Raw genomic sequence first — 16,219 nt, forward strand, 5'->3', positions numbered from 1 at the left:
AATGGAACAAATTAAGCCTGAAATTGCTGAGCGTATATTAAAACTTGAAGAAAAATTTAAAAATTCAGGGCAGGATATGGGTTCCTACCTGGACGGGCTTTTGTATGACAAGTATATTACGTACTGGGATTATGTAAACCTTGATACTTTACTGAGTTTACAAGTTCCAAAAACACATTTTCCGGACGAAGAGATCTTTATAACCTACCATCAAATCACAGAGCTATATTTTAAACTCATCATTCATGAGCAAAAACAAATTATAGAATCTCGAAACCTTACTGCAGTATTTTTTACCGAAAAGCTCATCAGGATAAACCGGTATATCCGAATTTTAATCAATTCTTTTGATGTGATGATAAAAGGAATGGAGCGGGAGCAATTTTTAAAATTCAGAATGGCACTTTTACCGGCCAGCGGTTTTCAATCGGCTCAATTTCGAATGATTGAGCTATATTCTTCCCCAATAGAACATCTTATCCCATATAAGGAAAGGAAAAATTTTTCTTCGGAAAACAGTATTGAAGAACTTTATGAGAATCTATACTGGAAAAAAGGAGGGATTGATCTTGCTACCGGAGAAAAAACCCTCACTCTCAAACAATTTGAACTACGATATACCCCACGGTTTTTAAGAATTGCTAACGAAGTGAGAGATAAAACTTTGTATCATAAATACCTGAAACTTCCGCCGGAAGAAAAAAATAACAAAACACTTATTGAAGCGTTACGTACCTTTGACACCAATCTAAATGTGAATTGGTTGTTGATGCATATGGGGGCGGCGCATAGATATTTAAACAAGGATAGGAAAACAATTGCCGCCACCGGCGGAACAAACTGGAAGGATTTTTTACCTCCCAGTTTTCAAAAAAATAGTTTTTTCCCAAACCTTTGGTCACAGGAGGATATTGATAATTGGGGGAAAGAATGGGTTACCCACATGTTTAATGCAGAAAAATAAATTTGAAGTTGAGAAAATTAAGTTACACGTTATTGCTGGCGCTCGCCTTTACAGCTTGTAAAAAAGAAGTTGAAAATAAGGATCTTGGAGAGGTTGAAGTAATTGAAAAGGCACCGCCTGTTCTGGAAGAATATGGGTTCGTGCTGAATGATTTTGAGGTGATTCGTGATACAATTCGTTCCGGGGATATATTTGGGAAAATCCTGGATACTCAGGGAATATCGCCTGGAAAAGTGTATGAAATCACTGAAAAAGTGAGGGAAACCTTAGATCCTACCAGGTTAATAGTTGGAAAACCTTATACGGTTCTTAGGTCCAGAGATTCTGCACGAACAGCACAGTTTTTTATCTACGAAAATGATCGTATTGAATATACAGTGGTAAGTATTGGGGATAATATAGCAGCTTATAAAGGAAGCAAACCAATAAGTATTAAGAAAAAAATGATCTCTGGCGTTATTGTGAGCAATCTTTCTGAAGCTATGCAAAACCAGGGTTTAAGTGTGCTTTTATCCCATGAATTGAGCAGTATTTATCAATGGAGTATCGATTTTTGGAAACTTCAAAAAGGAGATCAATTCAAGATGGTATATAATGAAAAGTATATAAACGACACGATTTATGCCGGGATCGAGAATATTGAAGGAGCCGTTTTTGTTCATCAGAACAGGCCTTACTACGCATTTAGTTATATGGTAGATACCGAATCTGGTAAAAGTGATTATTATGATGAAGAGGCACGTCCATTACAAAGCTTTTTCTTAAAAGCTCCTTTAAATTTTAGCCGAATCTCATCAAGATATTCCGGGAACAGGTTTCACCCGGTTCAAAAACGATGGAAAGCGCACCGCGGAACAGATTATGCCGCACCGCACGGAACTCCAATATGGAGTACGGCAAACGGTACGGTGATCGCATCTGGATATACAGGTGGAAACGGGAATTACGTGAAGGTAAAGCACAATGATACCTACACGACCCAGTATTTGCACATGTCTAAACGCAATGTGAGAGCAGGACAACGAGTAAAACAGGGTGATATCATTGGTTTTGTGGGAAGCACAGGCCTTGCCACAGGCCCCCATGTTTGTTACAGGTTCTGGGTTCGGGGGAAACAGGTGGATCCCTTCCGTCAAAATCTTCCTGCGGCTGAACCTATTGCAGAAAAATTAAAGAACGATTATTTTGTAGCAATTGAGCCTGTAAGAACAGCGCTTGATGAAATCCAGTTCAAAGAAATATAACATATCCAGATACATCCATTTGAAAAATTTTCATAAACGGGGGATTGATGATATGGATGTTGCTCCCGGTAGCTATCGGGAGTGTGCTAAAACAATAAAATAACAGATGAAAAATATTGATCCTACTAAAACAGAAGCCTGGAAAAAACTTGAAAAACACTTTTTGGAGATCAGGGAACTGGAGATGAAAAACCTGTTTCAGGAAGACCCACAAAGATCTGAAGATCTTAAAATCGAATGGGAAGATTTTTATGTAGATTTCAGTAAAAACAGGATCACGGTTAAAACTCAGGAGATCCTCCTTAAACTCGCTGAAGAATGTGGTTTAAAAGAGGCTATAAAATCCTATTATGATGGAGATGCTATTAATAAAACAGAGAATCGCCCTGTGCTGCATACTGCACTAAGAGTTCCTAAGGATGAGGAGGTGTTTATAGATGGGAAGAATGTTATTCCGGAAGTGTATCAGGCTAAGGATAAGATCAGGAAATTTTCAACCGAAGTTATTAATGGTGCCCTGAAAGGTCACACGGGACTCGCTTTTACAGATATTGTGAATATTGGTATTGGAGGTTCAGATCTTGGACCGACCATGGTAACCGAATCCTTAAAATTTTATAAAAATCATTTAAACCTGCATTATATTTCCAATGTGGATGGGGATCATGTTCATGAAACCTTGCAGGAACTCAATCCGGAAACCACCTTATTTTTAATAGTTTCCAAAACATTTACCACCCAGGAAACGCTTTCTAATGCAAATACCGCAAGGGACTGGTTTAAAAAAGCTGCCCCTTCTGAAGCTGTTTCAAAACATTTTGTAGCGGTTTCCAGCAATATAGAAAAAGTGAAAGATTTTGGGATAGATCCTGAAAATATTTTCCCGATGTGGGACTGGGTAGGCGGGCGTTTTTCCCTTTGGAGTGCCGTTGGTTTATCCATTAGCCTTGCGGTGGGATTTGAGCAGTTTGATGAATTATTAATGGGTGCTCATGAAATGGACGTTCACTTTAAGGGAGCAGATTTAAAAGATAATATCCCCGTAAATCTTGCAATGTTAAGCATTTGGTACAACAACTTCTTTAAAGCCGAAAGCGAAGCGGTAATCCCCTATACTCAATACCTGCAGAAACTTCCATCTTATTTGCAGCAGGCTATTATGGAAAGCAACGGTAAAAGTACCGACCGAAATGGGAAGCCTGTTTCCTATGAAACCGGAAATATTATTTGGGGAGAGCCAGGTACCAATTCCCAACACGCATTTTTTCAACTGATCCACCAGGGAACTAAGTTGATCCCGGCAGATTTCATCGGATTTAAACACTCTTTACATAACGATAAAGATCACCATCAAAAGTTAATGGCCAATTATTTTGCTCAAACAGAAGCTTTGTTGATGGGAAAAACTGCAGAGGAAGTGATAAAGGAACTGGAAGAGAAAAACCTTAGTTCTGAAGAAATAGAAAAACTCACTCCTTTCAAAGTGTTTAAGGGCAATAAGCCAACTACTTCTATTTTGATCAATAAGTTAACACCTGCCAGTTTAGGGAAATTGATCGCGATGTATGAACATAAAATCTTTATTCAGGGAGTTATCTGGAATATTTATAGTTATGATCAATGGGGAGTAGAATTAGGGAAGCAACTTGCGACCGAAATTCTCACCGAAATTCAGAAATCTGACGTTCAAAACCATGACAGTTCTACTAAAAGTCTCTTAAAATTCTTTTTAAAATAGCTGTTACGTTATTGTTAATAAAGTATTAATTACTTTAAACTTCAGTGATTCAATCACTTGTGTATTTGTTTTATGTTTGTAACGTAAAAGATGTTAAAATAGAAATCTTAACATTAGGTTAAAGTTTCATAAGCCTTATTTTACTTCATTTGCCGTGAATTATAAACATAAAACAAAACAGTTTAAATGATGAGGAAATTATTACTAATAGCATTGTTTTTAACATCTGCTACAATTTTTGCTCAAGGAACTATTACCGGAACGGTAGTGGATTCTGACATGAATGCTCCTTTACCTGGTGCAACCGTAGTGGTAGCAGGTACCAACAACGGGACAACTACCGATTTTGACGGGAAATTCTCCCTGAATGTCGCCGCTGCGACCGGAAGAATTGAAATCAGTTTTATTGGTTTCGATAGAAAGTCTGTCAACTTTAACGTCGCAGGTGGTCAAACCCAAAATTTAGGGAACATTGTTTTAAACACAAACGCTGATGCGCTTGCAGAAGTAGTGATCACAGGTGTTGCCGATTTAGCAAAGGATCGTCAGACTCCGGTTGCGGTTTCTACCATACGTGCGGCAGAAATTCAGGAGAAATTAGGATCTCAGGAATTTCCTGAAATTCTTAACAACACTCCTTCCATTTATGCAACCAAGCAGGGTGGTGGTTTTGGTGATGCCCGAATAAATATTCGTGGATTTGACACCAACAACTCGGCAGTAATGATCAACGGGGTTCCTATCAATGATATGGAAAACGGTCAGGTTTATTGGAGTAACTGGGCAGGTTTAAGCGATGTTGCTTCTGCAATCCAGGTTCAACGTGGTCTTGGTTCTTCTAAACTTGCAGTTTCATCGGTTGGTGGAACTATAAATGTTGTTACACGTTCTGCAGATCGTGCAGAAGGGGGTTTTGTGAATGTTACAGGTGGTAACGATGCTTACCTAAAAACTGTCGCTTCTTACAACACAGGTCTTATGGAAGGCGGATTTTCTACTACTTTATTGTTAAGCCAAACACGTGGTGATGGTTATGTGGATGGAACTGAATTTCAAGGGTATAACTATTACTTAGGTTTTGGATACAGACCCAATGAAACGCATGATTTCCAATTTACTGTTACCGGTGCTCCACAATGGCATAATCAGCGCAGTAGAAGTAGTTCTATTGAAGTTTATCAACAATATAGTGATAATGGAGACCCAAATATTAAATACAATGAGAACTGGGGTTTTAGAAATGGAGAAGAATTTTCCTTTACCAGGAATTTCTATCATAAACCAATTATGTCTTTAAACTGGGATTATAAAATCAATAATGTATCAACACTTTCTTCCTCATTTTACGCTTCCTTTGGTCGTGGTGGTGGAACTGGTGAAATTGGGACAATTAATGGTAGAAGGCAGTTTGCGCTTCCACGTACTCAGGACGGTTTAATAAGAGTAGATGACATTATAAGATACAATAGTGGCCAAGCTGTTCCGGATTTTGGAAATACAGCTAATCCAGAAGGTCAAAGAACCCTAACAAATAGTTTATACCTAAATCAGGGTAATCGTGATAGATCTTCGGCTAATGGAATTACACGAAGAGCTTCTATAAACTCTCATAACTGGTTTGGGGTATTATCAAACCTTAGCAACAAGTTGACAGATAATTTAACCCTGGATGTGGGAATAGATCTAAGAACATATAAAGGAATTCATTATAGAAGAGTGAATGATCTTTTAGGTGGAGATGCTTATCTACAAACAGATAATATCAATAATGATCCAAATCCTGTTTTCAGGGAAACCTATGATGCAGATCCTAATTTCTGGGTTTTCGGAGATATAGATGCTGAAGAGAAAATCGATTATTACAATGATGGTTTGGTACGTTGGGCAGGAACTTTTGGTCAATTGGAATACGTTGGGGATGAAATATCTGCGTTCTTTCAGGGATCTATCTCTAATCAGGGCTTCCAGAGAATTGAATATTTTGGAGAACTCGAAGGAAATCAAGAAACAGATTGGGAGAATATATTAGGTGGAAACATTAAAGGTGGTATTAACTGGAATATTGATGACATGCATAATCTATATGCAAATGCAGGATATTATTCTAAACAACCTTTATTTGATGCTGTTTTTATCAATTTCGGAAATACTTTAAATCCAGCTTTGCAGAATGAGCAAGTAGTAGGAACTGAAATTGGTTATGGATTTAGATCCAGTTTTTTAAGTGCAAATGTTAACTTATACAGAACTTCCTGGGCCGATCGTTTCGAGAGCGTAGGTGCCGTTTTTAATGCTGAAACTCCAGAAGAAATTAGAGGAACAGCTAATCTATACGGTATTACTCAGGTTCATACTGGTTTTGAATTGGATTTCACAGGAAGAATTTCAGATAATTTTAACCTGAGAGGAATGATGTCTATAGGTAACTGGGAATACAAAGATGATGTTGAAGCCAATTATTTTGACAATAATCAAACTCCTATTTTAGATGAGAACGGAAATCCTCAAACCGCTATACTTGCTCTTGACGGAGTTAAGGTAGGAGATGCAGCTCAATTTACTGCCAGTCTTGGTGGTGAATATGACTTTTTAAATGGTTTGAAATTGGACGCAAACTATAGATTTGTTGACAAGTTATATGCAGATTTTGATCCTACAGATGCTTTAGATGCTGACAATTTTGAAGCATTAGAATTGCCATCTTTCGGTCTTGCAGATGCTGGAGCTTCTTATAGATTAAATTTAGGGAATTCTTCAGTTAACTTCAGAGTAAATGTAAACAACGTATTTGATACGATGTACATTTCTGAAGCAGATACCAACATATTGGCTTCTTCCGGGGATGCTACTTATGATGGAATCAATGTTGATAACAGGGTTTATTTCGGATTTGGAAGAACCTGGAACGCTGGGCTTACTTATAACTTCTAAAAAACCTTTTCAAAATTTTATTCAAACCGCCCCGAAATTCCGGGGCGGTTTTTTTGTTAAAAATAACTATATTTACTAAAATTAAAATTATGTACGAAACTGTTCAATTTATTCATTCCTACTGGGCTTATCTGGTTTTAACAGTCTTGATAATCGCCTCTATAAATGCTATTGTGGGGTATGTTTCCAATAAAGAATATGGAGCAACCAACTTCAGGATTGCGCTTTTTACCCTTATCGCCTCTCACATACAATTATTGATTGGGATCGTGCTTTATTTTGTATCGCCTTATTTCAGAGCTTTTAGTGAAGTAGGAATGGGCGGCGTGATGAAAGATTCTGTTTTAAGATTATATAATGTAGAGCACCCTCTTATTATGATTATTGCCGTTGTTCTTATTACGATGGGATATTCAAAGCATAAAGGAAAATTAACTTCAAAACCAAAATTTAAACTTCTGGCAATATTTTATACGATAGCACTTGTTTTAATGCTTTCAAGAATTCCATGGAACGCCTGGTTTTAGAAACATAAGTAACAGTATCCTACCCTCCTCCTTCCGGGTTTTTTATTCACCTCTCCTTTGGAGAGGTCGGAACTGCTTTTTCAGCAGTTCCGGGTGAGGCTGTTTTTACTTTCCCCCGTTCCATTCAGCATAGAACTGTTCCAGAAAATTTTCCATATAGCGATGTCGTTCTTCTGCTATTTTTCTTCCTGTTGCGGTATTCATCCGGTCTTTTAATAAGAGCAGTTTTTCATAGAAATGATTGATCGTAGGAGCGGTGGATGCTTTATATGCTTCTTTGCTCATCTCAAGGTCCGGCTTAATTTGGGGATCATAGAGCGATCTTCCTTTAAATCCTCCATAATTGAATGTGCGGGCAACTCCAATAGCTCCAAGGGCGTCTAAACGGTCGGCATCCTGTATAATATCCAGTTCAATGGACTGGAATTGCTGTGCCTCATTCCCTCCCTTGAAAGAAATATTCTCAATGATCTTAACAACATGCGTGATCACCTCAGAAGAAACTTCCTGGGTCATTAAAAATTCTGAAGCGATTTTAGGACCTACGGTTTCATCCCCATTATGGAATTTTGAATCGGCAATATCGTGCAGTAAAGCTCCCAGTTTAACGACAAACATGTCTGAATTTTCGGTGCCGGCAATAAGGTTTGCGTTGTTAAAAACTCGTTGTATATGAAACCAGTCGTGCCCGCCTTCGGCATTAAGGAGCGTTTCTTTAACGAAGCTTTTAGTGTTCTCTATAATTTGGGTTTTATTCATTCTGTTAAGGGTCCTTCAAGGTTTTTCAACACAAACGCGTTGTTTATCTAATTTATATCTGCAGTAATAGTTCGTTCCACTTTTGCAATAAGGCTATCAACATCATCAGAATCTGCAGGAATAGGTTCGTGTACCTTCATGGTAATATGTACCCCTATTCCTAAAGGGAAATGGCCGTATTCAAACAGTTTCCAGGAGTTGTTAATGGTAAGTGGTACGATAAGGGCATCAGGCATTTTTTTGAAAAGGATCTGCATTCCGGTTTTGGCAAATTCCTTAGGCCTTCCGGTCCTGCTTCTTGTGCCTTCAGGAAAAATAACAGCAGAGCGTTTGGTCTTTTTAAGGTACTCTGCAAACCGTACAATTTCTACCACTGCTTGCTTGGGGTTCTTTCGGTCAATCAACGCTGAACCTCCGTGCCTTAGGTTAAAGGAGATTCCAGGGATGCCTTTTCCAAGCTCCTTTTTACTTACGAATTTAGGATGATGTTTTCTTAAATACCATATAATAGGGGGAATGTCGTAGATTCCCTGGTGATTCGAGACAAATATACAAGGCCTGTCAACCGGAATATCATGAGGATTATCTATGCTGAAACGTGTTCCCAATATGTTAAGACAACGCATCAGGAAAAAATTAAAAACATCCACCGAAGTTTTATGCGCCTGATATCCACCAATTTTTAGGCTTAACCACTGGATTACGTGAAATATTCCAAGGCAAAGGAAGAAAAAAAAGTATGAAATTATTGAAAGGGGGTAGGCTAATAGTTTTTTCATGTTTTATTTAATACCATCGGTGGGTTTAATTACCAGATGCCCGCCCGCCGCATTGGGTTGGGATTTCATCAAAATTTCTGTTTTTTCCATCAATATACATGCTGTAATTTGCCCATGGGTCTTGATTACAGCAAAAATACATTTTTATGAAAAAATATCGGGAAAGAATCTTTATTGAATTTGAATACATTTTCCATCTTCACAAGCCAGTTTTTCTGGTGGAGCTGGAATACTGCAATCGCTTATAATACGGTTTTGTTTGTTGTATGTCTCTTCTGCTATGCGGTGTTTTTCAACCATTTTATGAAGGGCCTGGACATCGATTCCAGAAGAGAATAATAGATATCCCTGGGGTCCGCCGCAGGCTTTACTTCCGTAAGGCATAAAAGAACATTCAGAGTCCTGGGAACAAGCTCCGTTGTCTATAAATGCGTAGATCTCCTGAAGCTGCTTTTCCAGTTCCAGAATGGTTAATTCCTGATCTGATTTTACGTCATCGCATCCGGCAAAACTTGTTGTGAATATCAAAAGAATAAAATAAGCTTTCATGGTTTCTAACATTTTCAGGAAAAGAAAGATACAAAATAAGCTTCATTTCAAATCATAAAAAAACCGAACTGTTTCCAGTCCGGTTTAATACCTCATTGAGGGTTTAATTTCCCAAGGCCTGCCCGTACCGTTTGGGCGGGCTTGCCACGAGGTTCTTGATTATATTTAGAACAAATCGTGCTTAACAGAACTCGTTATAGGCACTTGTTAGATTTTCTGCAATCATTTCTGCAGGACGCCCTTCAATGTGATGACGTTCTAGCATGTGAACCAATTCACCATCTTTAAAAAGTGCCATACACGGAGAAGAAGGTGGGAAAGGAATCATATAACCACGGGCTTTGTCTGTAGCTTCTTTATCCACCCCTGCAAAAACGGTAACTAAATTGTCTGGGGTCTTACCGTTTTGTAAAGAAATTCGAGCTCCCGGACGGGCATTTGCTGCCGCACAACCGCACACTGAATTTACAACTACAAGCGTAGTTCCCTTTTTTTCCATGGCCGCATCAACTTCGGCAATTGTATGTAATTCATGAAAACCTACTTTTGTAAGGTCTTCTCTCATCGGTTTAACTAAATCTGCTGGATACATATATTGAGTATTTTAAATAGTTTCTAAAAAGTAAAGATACGGAATTATGTTTGGTTAGAAATATCTCATCTTCTTATAAACCAATAACAATAAACTATTGCCTGCTGCCAAATGAGGTTATTAAATAACAGGGATTCTGCTTAGAACAATTATCGATTTCTTTGCTAATGCTTTTCTTTATTTTTTAACTGCTCATGCAAAAGTTTCTGTTGTATGACCAGGTATCTTTCATACTGAGGTTTTACGAGAATTTCCCTCATAGCAGCATTTTCTGCTTGTTGAAGAGCAAGCAACCGTTGCGCTTTAGCTTCTTCCTGCATTTTGGACAGCAAAAGTACTTCTTTTTTCATGGCATAAGTGATGAGCTCTTTTTCCATAAGAATTTCCTGCTTTCCTGTAAGCCCCAGTTCTTTGGTGAACATTGCTGTGGTCTCATGAGCCATTTCTCTTATTTCCATAGAAGGTTCTCCCTGAAGCATGTTTTGTGCTTGTGTTGTTGAAGTTGTAAAAGATATAACTAGCAGTATACCCATAAGAAAGATTTTATTCCAAAAATTCATACCGGTTTCTTTTGTTTAAAAATAATTACAATTTGAAAAAAACAGGGTTAAAAAGGAGTTAAAATATAAAATGTTGGGGGTTGACAAGCTTCAAAATTGGATCCGGGAACCTTCCTTCATCCTTGAAAAAGAGGATTGAAAGATTTACAAGACGCAAAAAAAATAATAAAGGTCTTTACTTTGTCCCTCTTCCTTCTTTTTAACCTTTTTCAAAATACTATCTTTGTTTTTCAAATTAGAAGGATTTTCATGTTCAAATGGATTTTGGCCGTTGTAGGCTACATGTTTTTTAGATATCCGGGTGCTATTCTTGGATTTATAATTGGAACTTTAATAGATAACTGGAGGCGCCCTTCCAGAGGTTCACAGGACCAAGAGGTTTCTCCGGGAGATTTTGAACTTAATTTGCTTTCTCTGGCTTCCCTGGTAATAAAAGCAGACGGGAAAGTATCCCAAACCGAACTGGATTATGTGAGGGCTTATTTTGTACAGGCTTATGGAAAAGAGCGTGCAAATGCTACCTTTAGGACATTTAACGAGGTTATTAAAAACCGCGAAATTTCAGGTCAGCGCATTGGATTGTATCTTCAAAAACGCACCCGGTATGAGGTTCGCTTACAAATACTTCACTTTTTATTCAGTATTGCAAAGGCCGATGGCCAGGTTTCTGAAGCTGAATTAAGAGAGCTATCAGAAATTTCTGCTCATTTAAACCTTATGAGAAGGGATTTTGAGAGTATTAAGGCCATGTTCTTCAAAAGCGCCGATAATGCTTATAAGATCCTGGAGATCGAAAAATCTGCAACGGATGCTGAAGTTAAAAAAGCCTTTAGGACCATGGCTAAAAAATATCATCCTGATAAATTACAGCATATGGACGAGGCCTACAGAAAAGGAGCTCAGGAAAAATTCACCAAGGTTCAGGAAGCCTACGAGCATATTCAAAAAGAACGTGGAATTTAAAAAAAAATCCAAATTACTGTAATGTATTCCACTTTCAGTCAGGTATTTGGAATTAAACCCACTGCCGGGTTAAAAGTTATAATTAAGGTTCAACATTAAATTCCTGCCGGGACTGCTCACATTAAAGGCCCTGAGAATGGACATATGATCTACATAGGTTTTGTTTAGTGCATTATACACGGTGATCCCAATTTCTATATTGTTTTCTTTCAGAATAATTTTTTTGCTTGCACCCAAATTTAGCAGCACATATCCCTGGGTTTTCTCCTCATTAAAACCAACCCTGTCTTGGGTAGCTATAAGCCTTAATTTTGAAAATAGATAAAGCGATCTATCCTGAAGTGCAAAATAGCTTATTTCGGCATTATAATTATTGGGAGGAATAAAACTTATGTTTTCATTCGACCCCCTTTCAGATGCTCTTACAATCGCTCCTGAAATAGTGGTTTCCAGTCGGTTGTTTTTTAACCAACTGTGTTTTAAATCAAACTCCATCCCGTAAAAATCGGCATCGGTTTGTAGATAAGACCATATTTCAAGGCCATCTTCTTCCCGAATTTCATCGGTAGAAGCAAAAAAGATGTAGTTGTTGATCCGGCTACCAAAAATTGATATTTGGCCCTGAAAATCTTTATGTCTGTAGCTGTAATTCGCATCTGCCTGAAAACTTTGTTCCCTTCCAAAATTTTCATTCCCTTTTTCAAACCTGCTCGTTCCGGGATGGGGACCATTAGAAAATAACTCTGCGAGGTCCGGAGCTCTAAACCCGGTTGAAAAATTTAATTTGAGCGTGTTTTTTTTGTCAAACTTAGTGGTCATTCCAAGTGAACCTGTAAATCCGCTGAAGGTTTTTGTGAGTTTTCGGTTTTCAGGATTCCCCGGCAGGATGAAATTATAAGCTACTAAAGATGCCGAGGTCGCATCGGCCGTTACGGTTCTATAATCATATCTAAGTGCCCCCTGTAAAAAAACAGATTCAAGATCCAGGCTGCTCAGGTAATAAATTCCGCTTTCAAAAGTTTGGGCATCCGGGATGAGAAACTTTTGAGCAGTCTCCAGATTATCATTTTGCTTAAAACTCCCCTGGGTCCCAATACTGTGTTTGATTTTCCCCTTCGGAAACCGTAATCTGAAATTATAGAATGTATGTTGTTGCATCAATCCAAGGTCTACCAAATTGGGTTCGGTTTCAATTTCCTTCCTGTCATTAAAATGATGAGAGAGGTGAATAAAGCTCTCCAGGAACTCACTTTGAGTTCCCTGATTGTAGGAGATCAGGAAATCTTCCACTTCCTGAAAGGGCAGTTGCATATCCCTGTCATTCCTGGAAGTTGCAAGCGATTTTGATGCATCCATTTCCTCATCACTTATAATCCCCAGATTTTGGTTGTTGTAGGTAAATGACAATTTATTCTGAAAATTCTCTTTTTCAATTCCGGTATGTAACCGAATGGTGTGAGTATTAAACCTGCTGTTTCCTATAATTCTCCCATCGCCGTTTTTATAATCGGCGTGTGTTTCATAGGCGGCATCAACAGCGAAAAACATGTCGTTTTTATAAGATTTCCCTAAAGAACCATACGTCCTTATTCCATTGGAAATACTGTTGAAGGTAGTACCAGCATTTCCGGCAAATTTTGTAGAATTTAAATAAAAATCATCATCTTTTGAAAGCAAAACCCCGCCCAAAGCGCCAGATCCATATAAAACCGAAGCCGGACCTTTTATCACATCCACACTTTTTATCCCAAGATCGTTGATTCCCAATCCGTGGTCTGCTCCCCATTGGTGATTTTCGAGTTTATTGCCCTGATAGATGGTTACAATTCGTGAAAATCCAAGTCCGCGAATAAATGGTTTTACAATTCCCTGCCCGAATTCTGCTCCGTAAATTCCCGGTACTTCCCTCAGTATGCCCATCATTCCGTTTGGGTTTCCTTTATTTTCAATTCCTGCCATACTAATAGAGGAAACATTGTAAGGTGTGCGTCGCGCTAAGCCGGATTGCTCATCTATAATTAAAACTTCAGAAAGTTCACTGGAGGTAATTTCCATTTGGAAATCTATTTTTAACTTTTGGTTTGGGCTTATGGATATTTCCTTTTTTATAGCCTCGTATCCCACGGCACTTATCCGCAATGTATGGGTTCCTTGTGGAATGTTTTTCAAGGAATATCTCCCAGATTCATTTGCGGTAGTTCCTAATTTTAAATCTTCTATATAAATATTCGCATCGGGAACCGGTCCATCTTTGGATAAAACGCCCCCGGAAAGTTCTCCTGTTTGTGTAAATCCATTGGTTCCGAATAAAAATAGCGCTACATATATTAGATATCTCATAAATTTATTTTTTACAAAACTACAAATAAAATTTAGACAAGTCTAAAAAAGGTTTTATTTAAAATAAAAATGTATTTTTGACAACAATAAAAAGAAGATTATGTTCAGTCTTTCAGAAGAAAATTATTTAAAAGCTATTTTTCATTTAGAAAATACATATCGTGAAGGTGTAAGTACCAATGCGCTTGCGGAAGAGATGGAGACCAAAGCGTCTTCAGTAACCGATATGATCAAGAAACTTTCAGAAAAAAAATTGCTGAACTACAAAAAATACCAGGGGGTGAAATTGAGTAAATCTGGAAGGGAAGCAGCGATATCTGTAATACGAAAACATCGTTTATGGGAGGTTTTCCTGGTTGAAAAACTCAATTTCAACTGGGATGAAGTTCACGATGTGGCAGAACAGCTCGAACATATAAGGTCTGAAAAGCTTATTAGCGAACTGGATAAATTCCTGGGATTTCCAAAACGCGATCCGCATGGAGATCCAATTCCGGATGCCGAGGGTAATTTTTCTGTCTCTAATAAAATGTTGTTGTCAGACGTGAAAAAGGGAGATTCCGGTATATGTGTTGGCGTAAGGGATTCTTCGGCTCCATTTCTTCAGTTTTTAGATAAAAATTCTATTGCCCTTGGTAAAGAGTTAAAAGTGTTGGAAAAGGAATCTTTTGACAAATCTATGTTGGTAAAAATCAACGATAAGGAACTTCGTATATCACATTTAATATCAGGGAACCTTTATGTTAAAACATCATAACTATGGATATAATAATTGATTACTTTCAAAGCATTAATCCCATTCTGGCGGCACTTCTTGCCACACTTTTTACCTGGGGGCTTACCGCATTAGGCGCCTCCCTGGTTTTTTTATTCAAAACTATGAACCGGGCGTTTTTTGATGGAATGCTTGGTTTTACAGGCGGTGTTATGGTTGCGGCAAGTTTTTGGAGCTTGCTCGCCCCAGGAATAGAAATGAGTCCCGGAGAAGGTTTTATTAAAGTTATACCTGCTGTAGTGGGTTTCACCCTGGGAGCTTTTTTTCTCTTCGGACTCGATAAGGTCCTTCCGCATTTGCATGTAAACTTTCAAATGAGTGAAAAGGAGGGTATTAAAACCCCCTGGCATAAATCTACTTTATTGACCCTTGCCATTACATTGCATAACATTCCGGAAGGATTGGCCGTGGGAGTGTTATTTGGAGCTGCGGCAGCAGGCATTGATGGCGCTAGTATTGGAGGTGCAGTGGCATTGGCAATTGGAATTGGGCTACAAAATTTTCCTGAAGGTTTTGCTGTGGCAATGCCCTTGCGCCGGCAGGGCCTGAGTAAATGGAGAAGTTTTAATTTCGGACAGCTTTCAGCGGCGGTAGAACCTATAGCCGCAGTTCTTGGTGCCTGGGCAGTATTAACTTTTGAACCAATTTTGCCGTATGCTTTATCATTTGCAGCCGGGGCTATGATCTTTGTAGTGGTGGAGGAAGTGATCCCGGAATCTCAGCAGGAAAGATTTACCGATATCGCTACTATGGGCTTCATAGGAGGTTTTATAGTAATGATGACCCTGGATGTTGGTTTGGGCTAATATTTGCAACATCGGGTTTTTATGTTCGTCTTTAAGTAAACTACCTACCATGAAATATTTTTTAGTATTCGCATTTCTGATTTTTTCTTATTCTTTTATGGGGCAGGAAACTTCAGAAACAAGGAGTTATAGCGCTGTTCTTCAGCAGGGTGAATTGCTTGATTTTGGAAACCGATCCATGAAGTTTAAAGAAGTGGTTTCAGATTCCCGATGTCCCGTCAATGTTACCTGTATTTGGGCCGGTGAAGCAAAAGTGCTGGTAGAAATATTCGAAAATGGAAGGTTTTTAGAAGAAAAAATACTTTTGGTCAACTCAAAAAACAGCACGTTGAGTTTTATAACTGAAGCTGTTGCGTATAGTATTTCTGGAATTGATCTAATGCCCTATCCAACAGTTCAGTCAAAAAATACTAAACCGCATTATAGCCTTCAAATGAGGGTGAGCGAAAAATTATAATATTGGTAAAGAGGTGGTTGGAATTTTAAGAAAGACATTCCCCCTGCTTTTTATCACCTATCATTCAGATCAGTGACATCCACAGCTGGAAACACCACAGCTTTTATCCGATTTCTTTTTGCTTTTTAGAAATGCGGGTTTCCATATAAACTTCGTGATCATATATCCCAAAGCAACGGCAAAGGTGAAAAAGACCAATATTTCCTGAAGTACTTCCATAATTTCTCAAGTTTAA

The 16,219-nt window shown here is 38.3% G+C and carries 16 protein-coding genes; 9 read left to right on the plus strand and 7 right to left on the minus strand.

The features are described from left to right. Position 1: 1 nt before the first annotated feature. From GILLI_RS10855 to GILLI_RS10875, 5 genes are all read left to right on the plus strand, one after another. The gene (locus tag GILLI_RS10855) at positions 2-964 is read left to right on the plus strand and encodes a tryptophan 2,3-dioxygenase family protein (RefSeq protein WP_006989165.1); all 963 of its coding nucleotides are present in this window, start codon (positions 2-4) and stop codon (positions 962-964) included. Positions 965-972: 8 nt separating this feature from the next. Beyond that, entirely contained in the window at positions 973-2,208 is a 1,236-nt protein-coding gene (locus GILLI_RS10860) for a peptidoglycan DD-metalloendopeptidase family protein (RefSeq protein WP_006989166.1), read from the plus strand. A gap of 106 nt (positions 2,209-2,314) precedes the next feature. Beyond that, entirely contained in the window at positions 2,315-3,946 is a 1,632-nt protein-coding gene (gene pgi / locus GILLI_RS10865; RefSeq protein WP_006989167.1) for a glucose-6-phosphate isomerase, read from the plus strand. A 189-nt stretch (positions 3,947-4,135) separates the two neighbouring features. Beyond that, on the plus strand, positions 4,136-6,877 hold the full coding sequence (locus tag GILLI_RS10870) for a TonB-dependent receptor (protein WP_006989168.1): 2,742 nt from the start codon (positions 4,136-4,138) through the stop codon (positions 6,875-6,877). 89 nt (positions 6,878-6,966) lie between these two features. Next, positions 6,967-7,404 (plus strand): hypothetical protein, encoded by a 438-nt coding sequence (locus GILLI_RS10875; RefSeq protein WP_006989169.1) that lies wholly within the window; start codon positions 6,967-6,969, stop codon positions 7,402-7,404. A 105-nt stretch (positions 7,405-7,509) separates the two neighbouring features. Here GILLI_RS10875 and GILLI_RS10880 read toward each other — a convergent pair whose 3' ends face one another. From GILLI_RS10880 to GILLI_RS10905, 5 genes are all read right to left on the minus strand, one after another. After that, a complete protein-coding gene (locus tag GILLI_RS10880; RefSeq protein ID WP_006989170.1) occupies positions 7,510-8,163 on the minus strand; it encodes an HD domain-containing protein in 654 nt (217 codons plus the stop codon). Positions 8,164-8,210: 47 nt separating this feature from the next. Continuing rightward, positions 8,211-8,942 (minus strand): lysophospholipid acyltransferase family protein, encoded by a 732-nt coding sequence (locus GILLI_RS10885; protein WP_006989171.1) that lies wholly within the window; start codon positions 8,940-8,942, stop codon positions 8,211-8,213. A 171-nt stretch (positions 8,943-9,113) separates the two neighbouring features. Then, positions 9,114-9,491, minus strand: coding sequence for a hypothetical protein (locus GILLI_RS10895; RefSeq protein WP_006989172.1), 378 nt, complete (start codon positions 9,489-9,491; stop codon positions 9,114-9,116). A gap of 181 nt (positions 9,492-9,672) precedes the next feature. After that, positions 9,673-10,083 (minus strand): BrxA/BrxB family bacilliredoxin, encoded by a 411-nt coding sequence (locus tag GILLI_RS10900; protein ID WP_006989173.1) that lies wholly within the window; start codon positions 10,081-10,083, stop codon positions 9,673-9,675. Positions 10,084-10,247: 164 nt separating this feature from the next. Continuing rightward, entirely contained in the window at positions 10,248-10,616 is a 369-nt protein-coding gene (locus tag GILLI_RS10905) for a hypothetical protein (RefSeq protein WP_156798666.1), read from the minus strand. A 276-nt stretch (positions 10,617-10,892) separates the two neighbouring features. Between GILLI_RS10905 and GILLI_RS10910 the strand changes: the two genes are divergently transcribed. Then, entirely contained in the window at positions 10,893-11,606 is a 714-nt protein-coding gene (locus GILLI_RS10910; RefSeq protein ID WP_006989175.1) for a TerB family tellurite resistance protein, read from the plus strand. A gap of 69 nt (positions 11,607-11,675) precedes the next feature. On the opposite strand, the gene GILLI_RS10915 is transcribed toward GILLI_RS10910, so the two are convergent. Further along, positions 11,676-13,946: a TonB-dependent receptor gene (locus GILLI_RS10915; protein WP_006989176.1), complete on the minus strand. Its 2,271-nt coding sequence runs from the start codon at positions 13,944-13,946 to the stop codon at positions 11,676-11,678. Positions 13,947-14,046: 100 nt separating this feature from the next. On the opposite strand from GILLI_RS10915, the gene GILLI_RS10920 reads away from it, so the two are divergent. The 3 genes from GILLI_RS10920 to GILLI_RS17735 are packed head-to-tail and all read left to right on the plus strand — an operon-like array spanning position 14,047 to position 15,984. Then, a complete protein-coding gene (locus GILLI_RS10920) occupies positions 14,047-14,703 on the plus strand; it encodes a metal-dependent transcriptional regulator (RefSeq protein WP_006989177.1) in 657 nt (218 codons plus the stop codon). Positions 14,704-14,705: 2 nt separating this feature from the next. Next, positions 14,706-15,527 (plus strand): ZIP family metal transporter, encoded by an 822-nt coding sequence (locus GILLI_RS10925; protein ID WP_006989178.1) that lies wholly within the window; start codon positions 14,706-14,708, stop codon positions 15,525-15,527. 49 nt (positions 15,528-15,576) lie between these two features. Beyond that, positions 15,577-15,984 (plus strand): hypothetical protein, encoded by a 408-nt coding sequence (locus GILLI_RS17735; RefSeq protein ID WP_006989179.1) that lies wholly within the window; start codon positions 15,577-15,579, stop codon positions 15,982-15,984. 69 nt (positions 15,985-16,053) lie between these two features. Here GILLI_RS17735 and GILLI_RS18570 read toward each other — a convergent pair whose 3' ends face one another. Next, positions 16,054-16,203, minus strand: coding sequence for a hypothetical protein (locus tag GILLI_RS18570; RefSeq protein ID WP_006989180.1), 150 nt, complete (start codon positions 16,201-16,203; stop codon positions 16,054-16,056). Positions 16,204-16,219 lie beyond the last annotated feature (16 nt).

This window comes from Gillisia limnaea DSM 15749 (genome assembly GCF_000243235.1).
Lineage (GTDB): Bacteria > Bacteroidota > Bacteroidia > Flavobacteriales > Flavobacteriaceae > Gillisia > Gillisia limnaea.

Excerpts from the sequence above, each read along its gene's own strand:
- GILLI_RS10855 (WP_006989165.1), top strand. The coding sequence starts at position 2 with ATGGAACAAATTAAGCCTGAAATTGCTGAGCGTATATTAAAACTTGAA.
- pgi (WP_006989167.1), top strand. The coding sequence starts at position 2,315 with ATGAAAAATATTGATCCTACTAAAACAGAAGCCTGGAAAAAACTTGAA.
- GILLI_RS10870 (WP_006989168.1), top strand. The coding sequence starts at position 4,136 with ATGAGGAAATTATTACTAATAGCATTGTTTTTAACATCTGCTACAATT.
- GILLI_RS10875 (WP_006989169.1), top strand. The coding sequence starts at position 6,967 with ATGTACGAAACTGTTCAATTTATTCATTCCTACTGGGCTTATCTGGTT.
- GILLI_RS10880 (WP_006989170.1), bottom strand. The coding sequence starts at position 8,163 with ATGAATAAAACCCAAATTATAGAGAACACTAAAAGCTTCGTTAAAGAA.
- GILLI_RS10885 (WP_006989171.1), bottom strand. The coding sequence starts at position 8,942 with ATGAAAAAACTATTAGCCTACCCCCTTTCAATAATTTCATACTTTTTT.
- GILLI_RS10895 (WP_006989172.1), bottom strand. The coding sequence starts at position 9,491 with ATGAAAGCTTATTTTATTCTTTTGATATTCACAACAAGTTTTGCCGGA.
- GILLI_RS10900 (WP_006989173.1), bottom strand. The coding sequence starts at position 10,083 with ATGTATCCAGCAGATTTAGTTAAACCGATGAGAGAAGACCTTACAAAA.
- GILLI_RS10905 (WP_156798666.1), bottom strand. The coding sequence starts at position 10,616 with ATGGGTATACTGCTAGTTATATCTTTTACAACTTCAACAACACAAGCA.
- GILLI_RS10910 (WP_006989175.1), top strand. The coding sequence starts at position 10,893 with ATGTTCAAATGGATTTTGGCCGTTGTAGGCTACATGTTTTTTAGATAT.
- GILLI_RS10915 (WP_006989176.1), bottom strand. The coding sequence starts at position 13,946 with ATGAGATATCTAATATATGTAGCGCTATTTTTATTCGGAACCAATGGA.
- GILLI_RS10920 (WP_006989177.1), top strand. The coding sequence starts at position 14,047 with ATGTTCAGTCTTTCAGAAGAAAATTATTTAAAAGCTATTTTTCATTTA.
- GILLI_RS10925 (WP_006989178.1), top strand. The coding sequence starts at position 14,706 with ATGGATATAATAATTGATTACTTTCAAAGCATTAATCCCATTCTGGCG.
- GILLI_RS17735 (WP_006989179.1), top strand. The coding sequence starts at position 15,577 with ATGAAATATTTTTTAGTATTCGCATTTCTGATTTTTTCTTATTCTTTT.
- GILLI_RS18570 (WP_006989180.1), bottom strand. The coding sequence starts at position 16,203 with ATGGAAGTACTTCAGGAAATATTGGTCTTTTTCACCTTTGCCGTTGCT.